General features: G+C 38.0%; 15 protein-coding genes. 9 read left to right on the forward strand and 6 right to left on the reverse strand.

Translation table 11 applies throughout. The features are described from left to right. Nucleotides 1-211 precede the first annotated feature (211 nt). The 5 genes from ACFO3O_RS04255 to ACFO3O_RS04275 form a co-directional block, all read right to left on the reverse strand. Nucleotides 212-418, reverse strand: a complete 207-nt coding sequence (locus ACFO3O_RS04255; protein ID WP_379977291.1) for a PID-CTERM protein-sorting domain-containing protein — start codon at nucleotides 416-418, stop codon at nucleotides 212-214. An 8-nt stretch (nucleotides 419-426) separates the two neighbouring features. Next, nucleotides 427-5457: a M14 family zinc carboxypeptidase gene (locus tag ACFO3O_RS04260; RefSeq protein WP_379977293.1), complete on the reverse strand. Its 5031-nt coding sequence runs from the start codon at nucleotides 5455-5457 to the stop codon at nucleotides 427-429. Between the two features lie 344 nt (nucleotides 5458-5801). Then, the gene (locus ACFO3O_RS04265; RefSeq protein WP_379977295.1) at nucleotides 5802-6671 is read right to left on the reverse strand and encodes an OmpA/MotB family protein; all 870 of its coding nucleotides are present in this window, start codon (nucleotides 6669-6671) and stop codon (nucleotides 5802-5804) included. Nucleotides 6672-6750: 79 nt separating this feature from the next. Beyond that, a complete protein-coding gene (locus ACFO3O_RS04270; RefSeq protein ID WP_379977296.1) occupies nucleotides 6751-7752 on the reverse strand; it encodes a glycosyltransferase family 2 protein in 1002 nt (333 codons plus the stop codon). Nucleotides 7753-7798: 46 nt separating this feature from the next. After that, entirely contained in the window at nucleotides 7799-8248 is a 450-nt protein-coding gene (locus ACFO3O_RS04275) for a type I restriction enzyme HsdR N-terminal domain-containing protein (RefSeq protein ID WP_379977297.1), read from the reverse strand. Nucleotides 8249-8283: 35 nt separating this feature from the next. Between ACFO3O_RS04275 and holA the strand changes: the two genes are divergently transcribed. From holA to ACFO3O_RS04305, 6 genes are all read left to right on the forward strand, one after another. Next, on the forward strand, nucleotides 8284-9288 hold the full coding sequence (holA, locus tag ACFO3O_RS04280; RefSeq protein WP_379977299.1) for a DNA polymerase III subunit delta: 1005 nt from the start codon (nucleotides 8284-8286) through the stop codon (nucleotides 9286-9288). A 323-nt stretch (nucleotides 9289-9611) separates the two neighbouring features. Then, nucleotides 9612-10613: a GntR family transcriptional regulator gene (locus ACFO3O_RS04285; protein WP_379977300.1), complete on the forward strand. Its 1002-nt coding sequence runs from the start codon at nucleotides 9612-9614 to the stop codon at nucleotides 10611-10613. A gap of 1 nt (nucleotide 10614) precedes the next feature. Next, on the forward strand, nucleotides 10615-12099 hold the full coding sequence (locus tag ACFO3O_RS04290; protein ID WP_379977301.1) for a xylulokinase: 1485 nt from the start codon (nucleotides 10615-10617) through the stop codon (nucleotides 12097-12099). Nucleotides 12100-12103: 4 nt separating this feature from the next. Further along, entirely contained in the window at nucleotides 12104-13420 is a 1317-nt protein-coding gene (gene xylA, locus ACFO3O_RS04295; protein WP_379977302.1) for a xylose isomerase, read from the forward strand. Nucleotides 13421-13430: 10 nt separating this feature from the next. Further along, on the forward strand, nucleotides 13431-14849 hold the full coding sequence (xylE, locus tag ACFO3O_RS04300) for a D-xylose transporter XylE (protein ID WP_379977303.1): 1419 nt from the start codon (nucleotides 13431-13433) through the stop codon (nucleotides 14847-14849). Between the two features lie 56 nt (nucleotides 14850-14905). Continuing rightward, nucleotides 14906-17536, forward strand: coding sequence for a glycoside hydrolase family 3 protein (locus ACFO3O_RS04305; protein ID WP_379977304.1), 2631 nt, complete (start codon nucleotides 14906-14908; stop codon nucleotides 17534-17536). Between the two features lie 10 nt (nucleotides 17537-17546). On the opposite strand, the gene ACFO3O_RS04310 is transcribed toward ACFO3O_RS04305, so the two are convergent. Then, on the reverse strand, nucleotides 17547-18599 hold the full coding sequence (locus ACFO3O_RS04310; protein WP_379977305.1) for an aldose epimerase family protein: 1053 nt from the start codon (nucleotides 18597-18599) through the stop codon (nucleotides 17547-17549). Nucleotides 18600-18917: 318 nt separating this feature from the next. Between ACFO3O_RS04310 and ACFO3O_RS04315 the strand changes: the two genes are divergently transcribed. From ACFO3O_RS04315 to ACFO3O_RS04325, 3 genes are all read left to right on the forward strand, one after another. Next, nucleotides 18918-19754 (forward strand): universal stress protein, encoded by an 837-nt coding sequence (locus ACFO3O_RS04315; protein ID WP_379977306.1) that lies wholly within the window; start codon nucleotides 18918-18920, stop codon nucleotides 19752-19754. A 121-nt stretch (nucleotides 19755-19875) separates the two neighbouring features. Continuing rightward, the gene (locus ACFO3O_RS04320) at nucleotides 19876-20658 is read left to right on the forward strand and encodes an MlaE family ABC transporter permease (protein ID WP_379977307.1); all 783 of its coding nucleotides are present in this window, start codon (nucleotides 19876-19878) and stop codon (nucleotides 20656-20658) included. Further along, the gene (locus tag ACFO3O_RS04325) at nucleotides 20658-21407 is read left to right on the forward strand and encodes an ABC transporter ATP-binding protein (protein WP_379977308.1); all 750 of its coding nucleotides are present in this window, start codon (nucleotides 20658-20660) and stop codon (nucleotides 21405-21407) included. The genes ACFO3O_RS04320 and ACFO3O_RS04325 overlap by 1 nt, the downstream gene beginning before the upstream one ends. The last annotated feature ends 1 nt before the right edge of the window (nucleotide 21408 follow it).

Below are 21408 nucleotides of genomic sequence, written 5' to 3' on the forward strand. Positions count from 1 at the left end.
AATTACTAAATTTCTTAATTCCACCATAGAAAAAGTGTTAAAATCGTGTTTTTTACCTATGATTTGTGTATTTCGTCGATGTTTTTTGAGTTTTGTAAGAAAAAAGTTAATGTAAAATTTCTAAAAATTCAGTATTCGCTTTCGCGAAAGCATAAAAAAAGGGAATCCATTTTTGAATCCCCTTTTAACTATGTATAGAAATGTATAATCTCTAGTCTTTGTGCTTGGCTCTTTTTCGGACACCAAAATAAATACCTGCTGCGATTCCTAAACCAACAAATCCATCGATCGGAGCGGCTGGTGTCTCATCATCTACATCGTCAGGGAAGGTAATTTGAGCATTTGCGGTCGTAATGCTAAACGTACTTATAAGAAATACAAGAAAGCAAAGATATTTGATACTATATTTATTTTTCATGAGTGCTTTTATTTTTTGATTAGGCGTTTGGTTATACTACCAGATGTTGTAGTAATAGTCACAAAGTAGATACCGTTTGAAAGAGTTGATAATGATGATACTTCTAGTGTATCTCCATTAAAACTACGCTCTTGGTTATAGATGCTTTGGCCTAATAAATTATTGATTTTTAAAGTAACATCTTGTCCTCTTAATACGCTTGAGGTGATCAAGAGTTGATCTCCTTCAACTGGGTTAGGAAACATAGTTACATCATCTATAAATGCTTCGTCAACGTTTAAAGCACTCTCTTCAAATACAATCTTAAATCGATTACTTGCACTACTAGCTTCATTAGCAGTATCTACTGTAAAAGCTATAAAGTTTTCACCATCTTCTAGTTCGTGAAACTCTCCTGTAAATGTATCTTCTAGGTAAGCCGTTACTTCTTCAAGTCCCGATTGTTCTATACGTAACGTATAGGCATCTGTTCTGTAGGTGTTGTTAAATAAAGAAATTTCATCAGTAGTAGTAGGCATTGCTCTACGTTCTACACTAAGTGTGTTATCTCCATTTGAGATGGCCATATTCTCATCTATGTTAAAGAATTTTTGCGCATCTTCTAATGTGATTTGATTACTAAACGTAGGGGAGAATAAGAGCACAAAATTATCTTGTAGCTTTTCACCTGCATTGAAAGCTTCAGTTCTGAAAAGCTGTCCTACAATATGTGCATTGTTTGCGATAGGATCATTTTCAGTGAGGAAGATCATCGTATCTTCTCCTACTGTTTTATCGCTTTCGCGAAAGCTTACTGATGTAGAGTTATCCCCTACAGTTGATGCTGTCGTTACAAAAGCAGACTGCCATGGTTGTAAAAAGTGGTTGGCATCAGATCCCGCTCCATTGGTAGATCCTGTTCCGTCTAGAAGAACAGTGACATAGGCACCTCTGGCTCCTAATGTGGCATCCCAAACGTAATACTGGTTTGTATTTAGGTTTGTTGCATCTCCAAGGATCGTATTCATTTCTACCGTGGCTTGATATGGGTTTCCTATAAGGTTAAAATTACCTGCATTGTGATTGATATCTGCACCTGTAATAGTTGTGGTACCTGTCACGATGGTTCCGGTAGCTCTTAGTCTAGTATCTGTAGGTGTAGCACTATTTGATGTCACATCAATCGTACGATCTCCACGAACAAATAGGAGGTAAGCATCCCCAGCTGTGAGTGTATTTACGTCTGTATTATCTATAGGTGTAAGGGCAGGAGTTGCTGCGCTATTATCATAGGTAAATAAAGAAGGATTTCCAGAAGGCGTGGTGTCAAAACCGTTAGCTCCTGTGGTAGATCCTGTAATATGGGTACCAAATCCAGCAGTAGTTGCTCCATTTTCTTGCCAGTTCTCACGTATCGTTGTTGTCGTTGTTACTGGACTTGTTACAAAACGGAAGGCTCTTCGTGCAGGAACAAAACGCTCTATAGTTACATTACCAGTGATCGAGCCAGCAACTACTTGATCAATCATAGCTGATTGAGTTGCATTACTAGCCAATGTGAGATTATTATTGGTGATAAGTTCTCCATCAGTAAGCGTTAAAAGTTCATTAATACGTACTCCAGTGTCTACCGAAATAGCGGCACTGTTATTAATTGTAAGTCTTGCAACTTCAAAAGTATTACCAGATAGAGATTGATCTGTTCCATCTTTCTTGAAAGCAATGATTTCTGCTTGATCTGCATCGAGAGTTCCTAAATTTGTAATATCTCCAGAGAGCTCTATGCTTGTAGTACCTAGCCCTAACGTGGCGCCAGCATCTATTGATATATTGTTAATATCTGTATCTGCAGTCAAAATTGGAGCTCCAGATAGCACTTGTATATTGTCAACATTTTTAGCAATACCACTAGGATCAGCAGGAGTCCATGAACCTGCATCAAAAATATAATCTGTTGTTGATGCATTAAGGACAACATTATCAATAGCAATGTCTCCTTGGAAACTTCCTACTCCTGTCATTCCAACAAAACGAATTCTAATAATACCACCTGTATACGTAGATAGATCAACAGATCTAGACATCCAGGCTGACGATGCAGTTCCAGAGATTTCTGCTGTTGCATTAACCCATGAATTACCATTGTCTTGACTTACTTGAACATTTAATGTAGGAACCGTTGTAAACCCTCCCGTAATTTGCATATGGTAATCAAAGTCTAATGATGCACTAGAACTTGCAGACAAATCAATACAAGATGAATTTAATATAGCGGTGTTACCTTGGTTAATTCCTCCAGCCGTGGTTCCTGGTGCAGATGCCTCGATATATAAATAGGTATCTCCATTGGTTCCAGCAGTAGGACCCGTTCCGCCTGTAGGAGTTCCACCTGTGTCTAGAAGCCAATCACCGTCATCTGCATTAGATTGCATAAAGTAACCTAATACTCCTTCAAAATCTTGTGTATTAGGAAATACATTTACTACCTCACCTACACATCTATCCGTTTGATCTAGTGTTGATATTTGAAAGTTGTCAAAAGTAAATCCTTCAAAATTAGTATCATATCCATCTGCTCGGTTGGTGGAATCCGTATCAAATCTAAAGCGAAATAGGACATTACTATTTCCTACAATTCCATCATTATTAGTTGCGTCTAATAAAAATTCTTCAAGTACCCATTTGTCAACATCATCTGCAGCGGTTGCTGTATTTACTACATTTGGATCTAAGACAAGATCTCCATCATAGATGAGTGTTCCGTTTGTTTCTTGATGTATTTGATTAGCGCTACTTTTATTAAGGTGAAAATTTCCTTGTTCTCCAGAAGGTACCTTTGTGTACTTACCGCATAATGCTATCCAAGTACTCCCGCCATCAATACTCGCTTCAAATTGTGCTAAGTCAAAATTACGTTCAATATCCCATTTTGCATTAAAATGAACTACGGCACTATTAGCCGTAGATAAATCTACAGGTGTGTCTAATGTCACAAAACTCAGGACATTATTTCCATAAGGAGGAGAAGGGGTAGAGGTAATGGCATTGGTACTCCCATTATACCCATCGGTCGTTCCTGCCCAGGTATTAGCGGTACCACTAGCGGTCCAATTACTAAAGCCGTCTGCGTTTACAGCGATAGATGGGGTGTAATATTTTATGTAATTTACTTGGTAAATAATATACGTGTCATTGCTTAAAGTAACTTGGTATTCTATAGGATCATTTGCTGCGATACCAGCATCTAACGTTAGTGTAGCACTTGTGGCGCGTTGTTCAAGAATATTCATTCCGTTCAGAGCTCCTACTGTCGGTTGTGTAACTCCTGTAATGTTACTTGATATGGGTGTAACTGTTAGGGTTAAGTCACTAGCGGTTTGTCCAAGGTATTCTACTTCAAAATCTATTTGAGGGGTTGTAGATGTTACATTTGTAGTTGTAAAATCATGGAGTCTCGCATATTTTCCTGCATAAAGACAGGTTAATAAGTTCATTCTAACAGCTCTCTTTGATATTTTAATAATATCTGTTGTTGTAGGCCAGAAATCATCTCCATTTTCAGGCGAAAATGTAATGATATTTTTCCCAGAGCCACTAGAGGTATATGATTGATTACTACCTGCACTTCCTTGATTATCTCCATCTGCATCTATAAATGTAGTGTATGTGACATCAGGTCCTCCTAACATATAATCGTTAGTATCCCCATTGGCAGCTGTTAATGTATTCGGTGCAGATCCATGGATGTATCTATTAAATCGTGTAGCATCATGCATCAATTTTTGATATTCGTCTTCTCTATTAGATGGGGCTGCATTTGGATTTCCATTGTAAGAAGAAGTAACAATAGAGTTAATTCCTGAATGATGATTAATGGCATATTTAAATTCTCTAGTTTCAATAAAGTCTGCAAGAATTTGAGTTTCTGGCTCAGATGCAGGGAAAGGTCCTCTGTACACATCACTTGATTGTGTTGGACTTGAACCTGAATTATCAAAACCCCAGTAGTAGCTAGAATTTCTATTTAAGTCTACCCCTCTTAATGCGTTACAAGCGGATTGGTTATTTGGATTTGTACATGTGGTTGATCCAGTATCATTTACACCAGGGCGTAAATTTTTACGTTGTAAACCACCTCCTTGAGGAGCAATTACTTCATTCCATTTTACACCATCTGGATTTACAACTGGAATAAAGTACAACTCTTGGTTATCAACCATATTTTTGATAGTAGGATCTAGTTCATAATTTTCTAACACCCACCACATATAATAAATCACATTCATCATACTATTAACCTCACGTGCGTGTGTCATTCCTGTAATGAGTGTTTCAGGTTCATTTAATTCATCCATATCTGGATTGTCTGAAATACGCACATACCATATTGTTTGAGGATCAAAATCGGCAGAAGTTGGTCCCGTGGTATTTCCATTGGTCTGTTGCCCCGTTGGAGAAGCATCTTGACGCATAGAGATTAGATTAGGATATAGCGTACGCATTCTATCTAATTCAATAATCATTTCATCTACCGTAAGACATCCTCCAAAAGGAGTTCCGGAAGGATCTAGAAACCCACCAAGTCTGAAGTTCTGTGAAACCCAATCAATCTCTTGACATTCTTCACGCTGTATAAAACTTTCTATGGTTGTATCTCCTGTACTTAAAGAAGCACGATGTGCTCTTTCTGCAAGAGAGCGCTCTTTTATTTCACGCAAAAATGCCTCACCTTCTTCACGTGTAGACTCATAGCGATCCACATAAAATTGCGTTAGATTATCTTCAATTACTTGGTATGATACACCAAGCTCATCTAATATTTGTACTTCAGGGAATTGTAAATCAAGACGTAAATCATCGCCTTCAAATTTGGCACCACAATGTAAATCTAGTCCTGCGTCTTGGATCGTATGTAATTGATCCATACTAGGAGCCGTAAGTAAGATTCGCTTTGCAGTTCCTATTTCAGAGGTATTTACATCTTGTGCAAAAAGCCCTGTAAAAGCACATAACGATAACGCACAAGCAAGCGCTGTGCGTCTTAAAGTAGTTTTCTTCATAGTTTAAGTAGGTAATTATTGTAAGTCAACGTAATTTGGGGTTACTGTATTAATATATAGGTAATATGATTTGGGTATACTAAATTATATTTTGTGCTAAACTAGATAAAAATTACAAATAAAAAAGGATTGGAATGTTAAAATTGCGTATTTCAGCTTATTTTTTATGCATTTTATCGATGTTTTTAACGTATTCGCTCAATAAGCAGGATGCTAAATTAACATTTAAGAGGAAGCTAATTGTCGCCATAATCCGCAGTATGTGTGTATATTCATACTATGTATAAACGAAAAAACGGCTACTCAAGGGTAGCCGTTTTCTTTATAGTTTATGAAGAAATTTCTTAGTTTCCTTCGTCTTCTCCAGTTTCTAGATTTTTCATTTCTTCTTCGATCATCGTATAAAACTGATCGATTTTTGGAAGTACATATATTTTAGTACGTCTGTTTGTCGATTTGTTTTCTGGAGAATCATTAGGTACCAATGGTACATATTCACTTCTACCAGCTGCAATAAGTTGTGCAGGATTCGCTCCAAGTTCTACAAGGGCACGAACAATAGCGGTTGCACGCTTCGCACTAAGATCCCAATTGTCTAATAAAACGCCTTTTTGATAAGGTACATTATCAGTATGCCCTTCAACAAGAGCTTCAAAGTCAGGTTTACCATTGATAACAGTAGCTACTTTTCCTAAGATTTCTCTAGCTCTATCTGTAATATTATAGCTTCCACTCTTGAAAAGTACTTTATCAGAAAGTGAGATAAAGACCACTCCTTTCTCCACATTGATTTCAATGTCCTGGTCATCAAGGCCTACTTCTTTCTTAAGGCTAGTGACAAGCGCAAGAGTTACACTATCTTTTTTTGTAAGCGCATCTTGTAAGCGGTTTATTTTTAAATCTTTTTCTTTAAGGCTCTCTAGTGATTTTTCAAGATTGGTTGCTCCTTGTTTTGTGAGCATAGTCATTTCTTTTGAACTCTGGATAAGATCTTCACGATCTCTTCGTAACTCAGCGATACGTTCTTCAAGAGAAGCAACACGGGTTGTTGCACTCGCTTTTTCTTCTAAACAAGAGTTTAGCTTTACCGTTGCAGAGTTTAATAAATCTTGAGTTTCTTGTTGTCTTGCTTCAAGCGCAGCATATTCTTTTTTTGACACACAAGAGGTTGCTAATAACAAAGAAGCACCACACACTATTAATATTCGTTTCATTTTCTAGATTGTTTTGGGTTTATTCAAAAGTACCAAAAATGGAAATGTTAAAATAGCGATTAACAGTTTTTTATCGTTTTTATAAAAGATCGCGGTATGACTTTTTGTTTTTTACGAAATATTGAAAAACAATAGACCCTATCGTGTAATAATCTTTGCGTTGTGGTAAGGTCTTTCTCTTTTCTAACAAACTAGGGAAATGGCTATAAAAACTAATATGTGCTTGTAAGATCGCCCATACATGTTTAGGTTTTCCTTCTAATAAAAATTTAACACCAGCAATACCATCTAGGATGAGACGAAATAAAATGTATAAAATAAACTTTGAACCAGGACTATTTTTTACCAATGCAAAAAGGGTATTCCTAAAATTATAAAATGTTTTTACTGGATTTGAAGTAGCTAGTGTAGCACCGCCTAAATGGAAAACCTCACTATCACCTACAGCTACCACACGATATCCTTTATTTTTTACACGCCAGCATAGGTCAATCTCTTCCTGATGGGCAAAAAAATCTTCATCCAAACCACCGACTTCCCAGTACTGAGCTGCTTTTATAAAAAGACAGGCACCGCTGGCCCATTGCACGTCTACCGTGTCATTATATTGTCCTGTATCCTCTTCACAGGTATTAAAAATACGTCCTCTACAATATGGATAGCCTAAGGCATCTATATAGCCGCCAGCAGCACCAGCATATTCAAAATGGGTAGGTCGTTTTAGATCTTTTATTTTTGGTTGTGCGACAGCAATTTCAGAAGAGGTTTCAAAGATAGCAAGCATTGGTTCTAGCCATCCTTCCTTTACCATCACATCACTATTCATAAGTACATAGAGATCTGCATCTACATGGCGTAGCGCATCATTATATCCTTTGGCGTAGCCTCCGTTTTTTGTGTTTTTAATCACGATCACCTCTTCAGGAAAGTATTCTTCACAGTAGGCAATAGAGGTATCTGTCGAGGCATTATCTGCCACGTAAATGGTCGCAAGATGAGCACTGTGTTGTACGACACTTCCTAAAAAACGTTCTAATAAGGCACGTCCATTCCAATTGAGTATAACGATCGCTGTTTTCACGTTGCAAATAAAAGGGTTTTCCGCTTTCGCGAAAGCATAAAAAGCATCATTTTATATTATAATTTGGTAATTCTTTTAAAAAGTGATACCGTTCCTCCTCAAAATCCATAGCGCAATAATAATGTTGTAACCCATTAGTAACCATTAATAATTCAGCCTTTAACAATAGATTGTAACGGGCAATTTGATCAAAAGTAGCTTGCGTAATAGCAACGCTAGGGCGCTTACATTCAACCACTAGAAAGATGGTTCCGTCTGAGTTGAAAACAACAATATCGTACCGTTTTTTGGTATCGTATATTTTTATTTCCTTTTCTACATTGATTAAACTACTCGGATAGCCTTTGGTTTGTATGAGAAACTGCAACACATGTTGGCGCACCCATTCCTCTGGCGTAAGATGTATAAATTTTTTACGTATAGGGTCAAAAATATACGGTTTGTTTTCGCTATTTTTGAGACGAAATTCATACGCTGGAAATTCGAGTTCTTGCATAACCGCAAAATACATTTTTATACCAAATAGTCATAGTGGAATACACAAAAGATATACTGTCAGACCTTCAAAATGGAATCATACATCCTGTATATTTCTTAAGTGGAGAAGAGGCTTATTTTATTGATGAAATTGCAGACTATATTGAAGATCATATCCTTGACGAATCTGAAAAAGGGTTTAATCAAATGGTGCTATACGGTCGTGATGTGACTATTGAGGATATTGTAGGGAATGCCAAACGCTACCCTATGATGGCAGATCGACAAGTTGTAATCGTAAAAGAGGCACAAGACCTCTCCCGTACTATTGAGAAGTTAGCGTCTTATGTTGAAAATCCGCAGCCGTCTACAGTACTAGTGATTTGTTATAAGTATAAAAAAATAGACAAAAGAAAAGCACTTGCCAAAGCGCTTAAGAAAAATGGAATTCACTTTGAGAGCAAAAAACTTTATGAAAATCAAGTAAGTGATTGGCTTCGACGATTGGTCATCCACAAAGGATATCATATCAACCCCAAAGCCGCACATATTCTAGTTGAGTATTTAGGAACAGATCTCAGTAAAGTGAATAATGAGATTGAAAAACTGATGCTCATTCTCTCTAAAGGAAGTGAGATTACACCAGAAGCGATTGAGGAGAATATCGGGATTAGTAAGGATTTTAATAATTTTGAACTTCGTAAAGCCGTTGGCGAACGGGATATTGTCAAGGCACAACGCATTAGTCAATACTTTACACAAAACCCAAAAGACAACCCGCTAGTGCTTACCATCTCTTCCTTGTATGGTTTTTTCTCTAATTTATTACGCTATCACGGACTGCCTCAAAAAGATAAAACTACTGTGGCGAGAGCCTTAGGCGTCAACCCATTTTTTGTAGGAGAATATACGACCGCTGCGCGTCATTACCCTATGAAACGAGTCAGTGCCGCCATTGCCTTGTTACGTGAAGCCGATGTAAAAAGCAAAGGGGTAGGATCTAGCCCTTTTGCTACACCAGACCTGCTTAAAGAGTTGTTAGTGAAGATTATGGGATGATCTACAAGGTAGATTAGGTCAAAAATATAGCAAACACAAGACAATTTGCCTTAATTTAAGAAGTTCATTCTTACAGTATGGATGAGGTGTTTATGCTTTCGCGAAAGCGTGAACTGAGAGATGAAACTCTAATAAGTATTACTTTACATAATATCAATGTTATACTAGATCTCGTATTAATTGAATTCTCTCTTCTTGAAAATAATAGTTACTCGTTTTCTATACGCTCCATGCTGACTAAAACAAATCCCCCAAAACAAAAGCCTCCATTTTGTTGTTTATTTAAAATTATTTTTTAAGTTTACCTACCAGAGCAGAACAGTATGGACGTAAAAGAAATGATCATATCGATTGATCACCAAAGTGATATTCCAAAGTACCAACAAATTGTGACCGCGATCAGTGACGCAGTGTGTGAGAATGTCTTAAAAATAGGAGACGCATTACCCTCGGTAAATACCATTTGTAAAGAAAATCAGCTTTCTAGAGATACCGTCTTTAAAGCGTATTCTATCCTTAAAGAGAATGGTGTTGTAGCATCGGTTCCTAATAAAGGCTATTACGTAGCGACCGAAACAAAGAAAGTACTCTTAGTGCTTGATACCTTTAAGGCGTATAAAGAAGTATTATACCACTCCTTTGTCAATAATGTACCCGATACCATCAGCACCGATGTTCAATTTCATCACTATAACATAGATAATTTTAAAACAATCATTAACAACAGTGTAGGCAAGTACTATAAATACATTGTGATGAATTTTGATCATAAAGAGGTAGCAGAAACTATTTCAAAAATTAATAAAGACAAATTATTATTAATCGATTGGAATATTTTTTCTACTTCAGAAAACAATTATGTTTTTCAAGATTTTGGAATCTCATTTTATGAATCTCTAAAAGGGGCTACCCATCTATTCCGAAAATATAAACGAATAGACTTCTTGTACCCAACGTTTAGCGATCATCCTGAAGAAACCATTGTTTTCTTTGAAAAATTTTGCAAAGAGTTTCAATTTGATTTTATGATACTCACCGACCCCAAAGAATTCTCTGTAGAAAAGGATATTGCTTATATAAGCGTAAGCGATCGTATGCTTGGTAGATTCTTGGAGCAATGTAGAGATCAAGGTTTCGAGCCAGGCGTAGATGTAGGTTTTCTCTCGTACAACGAGACTCCAATGAAAAAGTTTATTTATAAAGGAATTTCCGTTATTTCAACAGATTTTATGGAATTGGGCACCAAAGCCGCACAGTTTATTACGCAAGATGAACCCATCCAACATTATGTTCCTACTACGTTAACCCTCAGAGAGTCTCTGTAATATGTATTACCTTGGTTTAGATATAGGGAGTTCGTCTGTTAAGGTTGCACTCGTAGAAGCGTCTACAGGAAAAAACATGCTAAGTGTACATGAACCTTCTACTGAAATGGAGATGCAATCAGTACAACCTGATTGGGCAGAACAAGACCCAGAGACTTGGTGGCGATATGCGTGCATAGCCATCAAAAGGGTTATCTTAGAAACAAGTATAGACACAAGAAAAATAGCAGCGATTGGTATATCTTACCAAATGCACGGCCTCGTTATCGTTGATGAACAAGGTCGCCCACTACGACCCGCTATTATCTGGTGCGATAGTCGTGCAGTGGATATAGGAAAGAAAGCATTTCAAGACTTAGGAGAAAAAAAATGCGCGGAACAACTTTTGAACTCTCCAGGTAATTTTACTGCCTCCAAATTAAAGTGGGTAAAAGATTATGAACCTGTTATCTATAATAAGATTCATAAGTATATGTTACCTGGCGATTACATTGCCTATAAACTCACAGGTGAGATCAATACGACGCGTAATGGTTTATCTGAAGGAACTCTTTGGGATTATAAAAATGAGTGTGTCGCAGATTGGTTGTTGGCTTATTATGATATTGATACCCATCTCACACCGCCTGTTGTAAAAAACTTCACAACTCAAGGGATGGTGACACCAAATGCATCTAAAGAAACCGGGCTACCGGTAGGAATTCCTATTACCTACAGAGCAGGAGATCAGCCTAATAATGCACTTACTTTAGGGGTGTTTAACCCCGGACAAGTAGCGGTAACAGGAGGCACTTCAGGTGTGATCTATGCGGTGACTCAAAAAGCAACATTCAATGAAATCCGCAAAGTCAATCACTTTGCACATGTCAACTATTCCAAAATGAATCCTACCGTAGGGCGATTGCTTAATATCAATGGTGCAGGAATTCAATTTCGTTGGTTACTTAAAAACACTGCGGCTTCTTCCTACCAAGAAATGAATAAAAAAGCAGATAGTGTTCCCGTAGGCTCAGATGGTCTAGTATTGCTTCCTTTTGGAAATGGTGCAGAACGGATGTTCGAAAATCAAATGATCGGTTCTCAAATCAAACATCTCAATTTAAATAGACATCAAGATGCACATCTGTATCGCGCTGCATTAGAAGGAATTGCATTCTCTTTTGTTTATGGAATGGAATTATTAAAAAAAGATAAAACGATGATTAATGAGCTACGCGCTGGAAATGATAATTTGTTTCGATCTGCCATTTTTTCTACCACCATTGCCACGCTCATTAATCAAGAAATTAAAATATATAACACCACAGGAGCTGTAGGAGCAGCAAGAGCAGCGGGCCTTTTGGATGGTGATTTTGATACCTACACAAAAAACATCAACAATAATGATTATGTGATGTCTTATCATCCTAGTAAGAATATTACCCCGTATCAAAAAGCATATCAACACTGGAGAAACGAATTAGAAATGACCTTAAAAAGCATATAAAATTATGGCAAATCGAGAATATTTTAAAGGAATTGAAACGATATCCTATGAAGGGAAGGAATCAGATAACCCTTTAGCCTACAAATACTATGATCCTACTAAAATAGTCGCAGGAAAAACCATGCGCGAACACTTTAAATTTGCCATTGCCTATTGGCATACCTTCTGCGGCCAAGGTTCCGATCCCTTTGGTCCGGGAACTCAAAATTTTCCATGGGATCAGGCGTCAGACCCTCTCCAAGCAGCCAAAGATAAAGCAGATGCTGCCTTCGAATTCATTTCAAAATTAGGATTTGACTACTTCTGTTTTCATGATTTTGATCTCGTGCAAGAAGGAACCACTTTCGCCGAATCAGAAAAACGACTCGCTACCATTGTCGACTACATCAAAGAAAAAAAAGCCGAAACAGGCATCAAATTATTATGGGGTACTGCCAATTGCTTTTCTAACCCTCGCTATATGAATGGAGCTGCTACCAACCCAGATTTTAAGGTGGTGGCAAGAGCGGGTGGACAGATAAAACTAGCCTTAGATGCTACGATCGCGCTAGACGGTGAGAACTACGTCTTCTGGGGAGGACGTGAGGGCTATATGTCGTTGCTTAATACCGATATGGGAAGAGAGCTAGATCACATGGGGCAATTCTTAGTTATGGCAAGGGATTATGCACGATCACAAGGGTTTAAAGGTAGTTTCTTTATCGAACCAAAACCGATGGAACCCATGAAGCATCAATACGATTTTGATGCGGCAACAGCTATTGGTTTTTTACGTGAATATGGACTAGACAAAGATTTTAAATTAAATATCGAAGTCAACCACGCTACGCTTGCACAGCATACCTTTCAGCATGAATTAGCCGTGGCAGCAAAGGCAAACATGCTCGGGAGTATCGATGCCAATAGAGGCGATTACCAAAATGGCTGGGATACCGATCAGTTTCCGAACAATATCCAAGAAACCACCGAAGCAATGTTGGTTTTTTTAAAGGCTGGTGGTCTCAAGGGCGGAGGGGTGAATTTTGATGCCAAAATCAGACGTAATTCTACAGACATGGAGGACGTTTTTTATGCACATATCGGTGGCGCAGATACGTTTGCTAGAGCCTTATTGACCGCTGAAAAAATTATGAATGCTTCCGCTTACGCGAAATTAAGAACAGACCGCTATCAATCATTCGACTCAGGGAAAGGAAAGGCGTTTGAGAAAGGCAATTTAAGCCTCAAGGATTTGTATGAAATCGCACAAGAAAATGGGGAACTGATACCTCAAAGTGGGAAACAAGAACTCTTCGAAAACATCATAAATCAGTACATATAAACACAAAACTATGCCATCATCAACCCATTCGAAATACCTTCTTAAACTGACCATGGTAGCCACTCTTGGCGGACTTCTATTTGGATATGATACCGGTGTGATTTCAGGAACTGTCGGCTCTTTGGAGAGTTACTTCGTGACTCCAAAAGGATTAAGCGAAAACGCAGCCAACGCCTTTAAAGGCTTTATCGTTTCAAGTGCCTTAATTGGTTGTATTATTGGTGGAGCCTTTAGTGGTTTTGTGAGTACATGGTTAGGTAGAAAAAAAGGACTGATCTTGGCAGGAATTTTATTTTTGATCTCCGCCTTAGGTTCTGCAATGCCAGAGTTATTGATAGGAACCATAGGCGAGGGAGACCATACCTTTTCAACTCTATTTATCATCTACCGGATTATTGGAGGTGTCGGTGTCGGACTAGCGTCTATGCTATCACCCTTATATATTGCAGAAATAGCCCCAGCAAATAGTAGAGGGCGTTTAGTGTCCTACAACCAACTCGCCATTGTAGCAGGATTTATGGTGGTCTATTTTGTGAATTATTTTATTTCAAAATCTGGAGGCTCAGATGTGTGGTTAAATGCTGTAGGATGGCGATGGATGTTCGCTTCAGAGGTGATTCCAGCGGGCTTATTCTTACTGTTTTTATTCTTTGTACCCGATACGCCACGATCTTTGATGCTGAAAGATAAACCTGAAGAGGCTTTAGAAGTATTAATCAACGTCAATGGAGAAGAAGATGCTTATCAAATTTTGGATGAAATCAATGCATCGATCAATAAACCTGCTACGGGAAAACTTTTGTCTTTTGGGTGGTTGGTCATTGTGATTGGTGTGGTGTTGTCCATATTCCAACAGTTTGTAGGAATCAATGTGGTGTTATACTACGCTCCAGAAATCTTTAAAAACATCAATCCCGATACCGATGGGGCATTGTTACTCACTATCATCGTTGGGGTTGTCAACTTTTTATTTACAATTATTGCCATAAAAACGGTGGATACAAACGGTCGAAAACCTTTGATGATGATCGGTGCACTAGGCATGGCAATTGCGATGTTTTCATTAGGTTTTGTATTCTATGCTCAATCTACGGGTTATCTCGCATTACTATGTATGATGGTCTATGTTGCAAGCTTTGCGTTGAGTTGGGGACCTGTCACTTGGGTATTACTCTCTGAAATTTTTCCCAATAAAATTCGCGGACGTGCTATGGCCGTTGCCGTTGCTGCCCAATGGATTGCTAATTACGCCGTGTCTATTACCTTCCCGATGATGGATGACAACAGCTATCTCACCGAACAGTTTAACCATGGATTCGCCTATTGGGTGTATGGCTTTATGGGGATATTAGCATTGCTATTTGTGAAGAAATTTGTACCAGAAACCAAAGGAAAAACCTTGGAAGAAATGGAAGAACTTTGGAAGTGAATCTTCTTTAAAAACATTGAATATCTCTTAAAAACAAACGAATAAAATTACCTGTTATGAAAAATAGACCTTTCTATATCATCATCTTAATGAGCATTTTACTGATGTCTTCTTGCGCAGAAAAAGAATCAACTGAATTCGCATTTCAGGATTTGAATTTGAGTGTGGAAGAACGGGTTACAGATCTAATATCTCATATGACATTACAGGAAAAGGTGTCACAAATGCGATATGATGCGCCTGCTATCAAACGTTTGGGTATTCCTGAGTACAACTGGTGGAATGAATGTTTGCACGGTGTTGCACGTGCTGGGGAAGCCACGGTTTTTCCGCAAGGCATTGGGATGGGATCGACGTGGAATGCGCCACTGATTCATCAGATGGGAATCGCCGTTTCGGACGAAGCTCGTGCGAAACATCACGCTTTCGCGAAAGCGGGTAAAAGAGGCATCTATCAGGGATTAACTTTTTGGACCCCTAATATTAATATCTTTAGAGATCCACGCTGGGGAAGAGGACAAGAAACCTATGGAGAAGATCCGTACCTCACCAGTAGAATAGGTGTCAACTACATTAATGGATTGCAAGGTGATGATCCAAAATACCTAAAAGTGGTCGCGACTGCCAAACATTTTGCCGTGCATAGCGGTCCAGAAAAATCTAGACACGAAGATAATTATCAGACGTCCAATAGGGATTTGTACGAAACGTATTTACCCGCATTTGAAGCTGCTGTCAAAGAGGCGAAAGTACACTCGGTGATGTGTGCGTACAATCGATATCGAGATGAAGCGTGTTGTGGAAGTAATTTGTTGCTTCAAAAAATACTAAGAGATGATTGGGGATTTGACGGCTATGTAGTTTCTGATTGTTGGGCGATTACTGATTTTTGGGAACCTAATCGACATGGAATCACAGATACCGCACCAGAAGCAGCGGCACTAGCTGTTGATCGCGGGACAGATTTGAACTGCGGAAGTGTGTATGACCCTAATCTAAAAGAAGCTGTTCTCAAAGAACTGATTGACGAATCTAAGTTGGATATAGCACTTAAAAGACTGTTTACTGCTCGTTTTAAGTTGGGGATGTTTGATCCAGCAGAAGATGTGAAATGGACCAATATACCGTATGATGTGGTCGCAAGTGACGCGCATTATACCTTGTCAGAACAAGTAGCCCGTGAGTCCATGGTGTTATTGAAAAATGAGAATAATACACTGCCTTTAAGCAAAGATATCGCATCGATTGCTGTGATAGGCCCTAATGCAAATTCCAAACAAGCATTATTGGGAAACTATCATGGAACGCCACACCAATTTATAACACCCTTAAAAGCTATTGAAGCAAAGTTACCCAATGCACAAATTCATTATGCATTAGGAAGTGACATTGCCGAAGGTTGGCCAATGTTAACGCCAATTCCGTCATCTGTACTAAAAAATGGAGAGGAAGCTGGATTGAAAGGGAAGTATTATAAATCAATAGATTGGAAAGGAGAACCCGCATTTGTGCGCAATGATACACTGATCGATTTTATATGGATGCCTGAAAAACCAATAAGTGGTCTTGAAAAGGATATTTTTTCTGTTCAATGGACTGGGCAATTAGTTCCTGAAGAAGATGGCGAGTATCGCATCGGATTGAAAGCGAGCAGTGGCGGGAAGGTGTATTTTGATGGTGAGCTGCAGTTTGAATTTAAAGATGATCATGAACCAAAGACACGGTATTTTGATCGTATCCTAAAAAAAGGAACACCTTACGACGTCACGATTGAGTATTTTAATTATCATACAGATCCTCAAGCACATTTTGTGTGGGCAAAAAAAGACCAAGATCTGTTAACACCAGCCATCGAAGCGGCAAAAAAATCGGATGTAGTCCTCTTATTTTTGGGATTATCACCTACTATTGAAGGGGAGGAAATGCCTGTTTTATTAGAAGGTTTTGACAAAGGTGACCGATCAGATATTACATTGCCTAAAACGCAAATTGCATTGATGAAAGAAGTACAAGCCATCGGAAAACCAACCATTGTGGTCTTGATGAACGGAAGTGCGTTGGCGGTGAATTGGGCGGGTAAAAATATTCCTGCCATTCTCGAAGCTTGGTATCCTGGGGAATTTGGTGGAAAAGCCATTGCAGACGTTCTTTTTGGCGATTATAATCCAGGAGGAAGACTACCCGTTACGTTTTATAAATCTGTGGAGGATTTGCCTGATTTTAAGTCCTACGATATGAATAATAGAACGTATAAATATTTTAAAGGAGATCCATTGTTTCCTTTTGGACATGGACTCAGTTATACGACGTTTGCGTATGAGAATCTGGTAGTAGATACAGAGATTGAACTAAAGAAAGGTATTCCTCTAAAAGTAGATGTGACTAACATTGGAAGGCGAGATGGTGATGAAGTGATACAGCTCTATATAAGCCATATAGATAGCACAAATGATGCTCCAATCCGATCTTTAGTTGGTTTTCAACGAGTGCATTTGAAGACAGGAGAGACCAAAACGGTTGAATTTCTAATCACACCTAAACAATATGCTGAGTTAAATGAAGAAGGGCAGCCCGAGTTTAATCAAGGTTCATTAACGGTCAATGTAGGAGGGAAGCAACCCAATTTTAATGGCTTGGCAGATGCTGAAACGACGAGTGTTTTAACAAAGACTATTGTATTGAAGTAATTTGGTAAAGTTATTCTGAGGTACTGAATTTATAAACAGTCGTTGACTGATACGTATCTTCAGGATTCAAAACTGTTGAAGGAAAATGAGGCTGATTCGGACTGTCTGGGAAATACTGTGTTTCAAGGCAGAACCCATGTCTATTTCCATAGCAGATGTTGTGCTTTCCAAGAATGTCTTGATGAATATGGTTGCCACTATAAAACTGTATGCCAGGGGTGTCTGTAATCACTTCCATAATGCGTCCTGAAGTAGGTTCTTTTACTGTTGCTACCACTTTTAATCCTTTGCCGTCAAGTACGTAATTATGATCGTATCCAGTCCCTATTTGGAGTTGTTCGTGTGGTTGATTTATCTGTTTTCCTATCTCGGTGAGTCTTCTAAAATCAAAAGGGGTACTTGCTACAGTTTCAATATAACCTGTTGGAATCAATGAAGTATCTACAGGTGTGTAGTTGGAGGCTAGAATCTGTAATTGATGAAGTTCTATAGAACTTTTTCCTGCATCTTTTAAATTGAAATACGAATGATTTGTTAGATGAACGACGGTGGGTTGGTCAGTATTCGCCGTATATGCAATGGTAACTTCATTGTTATCACTAATAGAATACGTCACCTTTACTGATACCGTGCCAGGAAACCCCTCTTCTCCATCTTTAGACGTATAGGTAAATTCCAATTTGCTATCTGATATCTGATGGACATCCCAAACGACCTGATGAAAACCTTCAGCACCTCCGTGGAGGGAATGAGGAGCATCATTAGCATTTAGAGTGTAAACCTTGTTATGAAGTATAAACTGCGCATGGGCAATACGATTTGCAAATTGACCGATCGTAGCTCCAAAATAGCGGTTACCTGTCTTCAAATAGTCGTCAATACCATCATATCCTAAAACGACATCTTGGGACACCCCATTTCTGTCTGGAACATACAAACTAACGATGCGCGCACCATAATTGGTGATTTGCATGGAAACGCCCTTATGATTGGTGAGCGTAAAAAGAGAAATTGACTTTCCGTGGAGTGTTTTTTCAAACCGACTAGATGTTATCAAACGCATACGAATGCTTTTTTACTCATGTGGAATGCTTTAAAAGAGGGATTTTTGTTGTTTTGTAACTAATTAGCCCTTGAAGACTCGCTAATTTAAAAAGAAGGGATGTAATAACCCTACAATTCTAAAAATAAAATATATGGATGTTTAGAAGCGGGTAAAAGGGGTATTATACCAGTTGAAGATTTGAACGCATCAGCTTTTCAAGTTGATCAATAGATTTTCTAACCCGCGACCCCATGGGGTACTTCTTGCACATTACTGATATTTATCATAGCTTTCATGGTATTTCAAGCATAATTTTGAAGCATAAATACTGCGATTATGAAAAATATACTCATTTTGTCAAATTTTGAATCCTATTCTATAAATGCTACAACCTATGCTATGGATTTTTTCAGTGGACAATCTTGTCATTTTTATTTTCTTAATGTCGTAAAAGTATGGGAATATACAACAGATGATCTAATGACTGCTAATGAAGGCGAAACCGTCTATGATACGATATTATCTTCCTCAAAAAGTAAACTCAAAAAAAAAATAGCGCATCTTGAAGACACCTATACAGATGAGGATTATACATTTACAGCACTTATAGATTATGATGTTTTTACAGATGCGATCAAACAAGCTGTAAAATCGTATGAGATTGATTGTATTTTAATGGGATCTAACGGACAATCTAATTTTACAGAGCGATTGTTTGGAAGTCACAGCACGCGCGTGGTGCGTAAAGTCGATTGTCCTGTATTTATTATACCGGATAACTACACCTATTCACCCATACATAATGTACTTTTGGTTTTGGATGAAAAAAATGTGTATTCTACCTATATTTTCGATAAAGCGTTTAAAATTTTAGATCGTACTAAGGTAAAGGTATCTGTATTAAGACTTTCAGAATCGGAACCTATGTTTAAAAGCGAAGAGATTTCTCAGATTGAAGAAGATTTTGATCAACGTAGCGTCCCTTATTTTCATCTCTCAGAGCTTACAGGCACTAAAGGCAACCAACTCCAGATTGTTGACGAAGTTTTACACGCAGACGCTAATGTGATTAGCACTCGACCTATTTCTTTTACATCAAGGCTTATAAAAAATACAGGTGTTGACGAACTCATTTTAAATATAGAGAAACCCACCTTCTTTTTAAAAGATTAAAAAATAACTAGGTACGCTCCTTCTTGTCTGTAGGTAGATTTGTAAAAGCCCTTATAGTGATACTATTATATACCTGATTAATATCATAGTTCTGATCAGTATCAGAAATTACATTTGGTATATGCAGTTTAAAATCACATATCCAGTACGATTACGTGAATTTTTAAAAGAGATTGGAGATATTTCTTATTTTGCTTTAAGGTATTTTAAGGAATTATTTAAAAGTCCTTATGAAACTAGCGAACTTTTAAAACAGTGTTATGTTATTGGTAATAAATCTCTTCTATTAGTAGGAGTTACTGGCTTTATATTAGGACTTGTATTTACCCTTCAGTCACGTCCTACTTTATTAGAATTTGGCGCCTCTTCTTGGATGCCATCTATGGTAAGTATTTCTATAGTAAGAGAGATAGGACCTGTTGTTATAGCTCTTATTTGTGCGGGAAAAATAGGTTCAGGTATTGGAGCAGAACTTGGATCTATGCGCGTCACAGAACAAATAGACGCTATGGAAGTATCTGGAACAAATCCCTTTAAATATCTTGTTGTCACACGTATCACCGCCACCACTTTAATGCTTCCATTATTGGTTATATTTGGAGATGCAATTGCCCTTTTTGGTTCCTCTTTGGTCGAATACTCAAAAGGGAGCGTTTCATTTATCCTTTATTTTAATAAGGTCATTAAAGCCTTATCCTATGGCGATGTTTTACCCGCAACGATCAAAACGTTCTTTTTTGGTTTTGTGATAGGTCTTATAGGATGTTACAAAGGATATCATTGTAAAAAAGGAACATTAGGTGTGGGAGAGGCATCCAACTCGGCTGTTGTTTATGCTTCAATGCTCCTGTTTATTGTCGATTTTATTGCTGTATTTATAGCTGATATATTTTTTGAAATTTAATGGAAACCACTACCAACATAACACCCGTTTTAGAAATCAAAGATTTGCATAAAAATTTTGGAGATCATCAAGTACTTAAAGGGTTTAACCTAACACTATATCCTGGAGAAAATTTAGTGGTCATGGGAAAGTCGGGTTCTGGAAAATCTGTGATGATTAAATGTCTCGTAGGGTTAATGAAAGCAAGTTCAGGAAGTATTCAGATACGGGACAAAGATATTACTGCTTTAGGGCAAACAGAATTGGATTTTTTACGCACAGAGATTGGATTTTTATTTCAAGGAAGCGCTTTGTACGATTCAATGACGGTGCGTGAAAATCTAGAATTTCCGTTACGTAGACATCGGGACAAATTACGCTTTCGCGAAAGCACACAAAACCTCATACATGAAGCTTTAGAAAATGTAGGTTTATTAGACGCTATAGATTTAATGCCTGCAGAGCTGTCAGGAGGAATGAAACGTAGAGTAGCTTTAGCGAGAGCATTGATTCTAAAACCAAGTATCATGCTTTATGATGAGCCTACCACTGGTCTAGATCCTATCACTGCAAAAGAGATCATACAATTAATGCGAAGTATTCAAGATACGTATGGGACATCATCGCTTATCATTACGCATGATGTAGACTGCGCCCGTGTGATTTCTAATAGAATTATATTGCTGGTAGACGGGATTAATTATGCAGAAGGAACGTATGCAGAATTGTCTTCTTCTAAAGACCCAAAAATTAAAATGTTTTTTAAATAAT

Source organism: Dokdonia ponticola (assembly GCF_042653865.1).
Classification (GTDB): Bacteria; Bacteroidota; Bacteroidia; order Flavobacteriales; family Flavobacteriaceae; genus Dokdonia; species Dokdonia ponticola.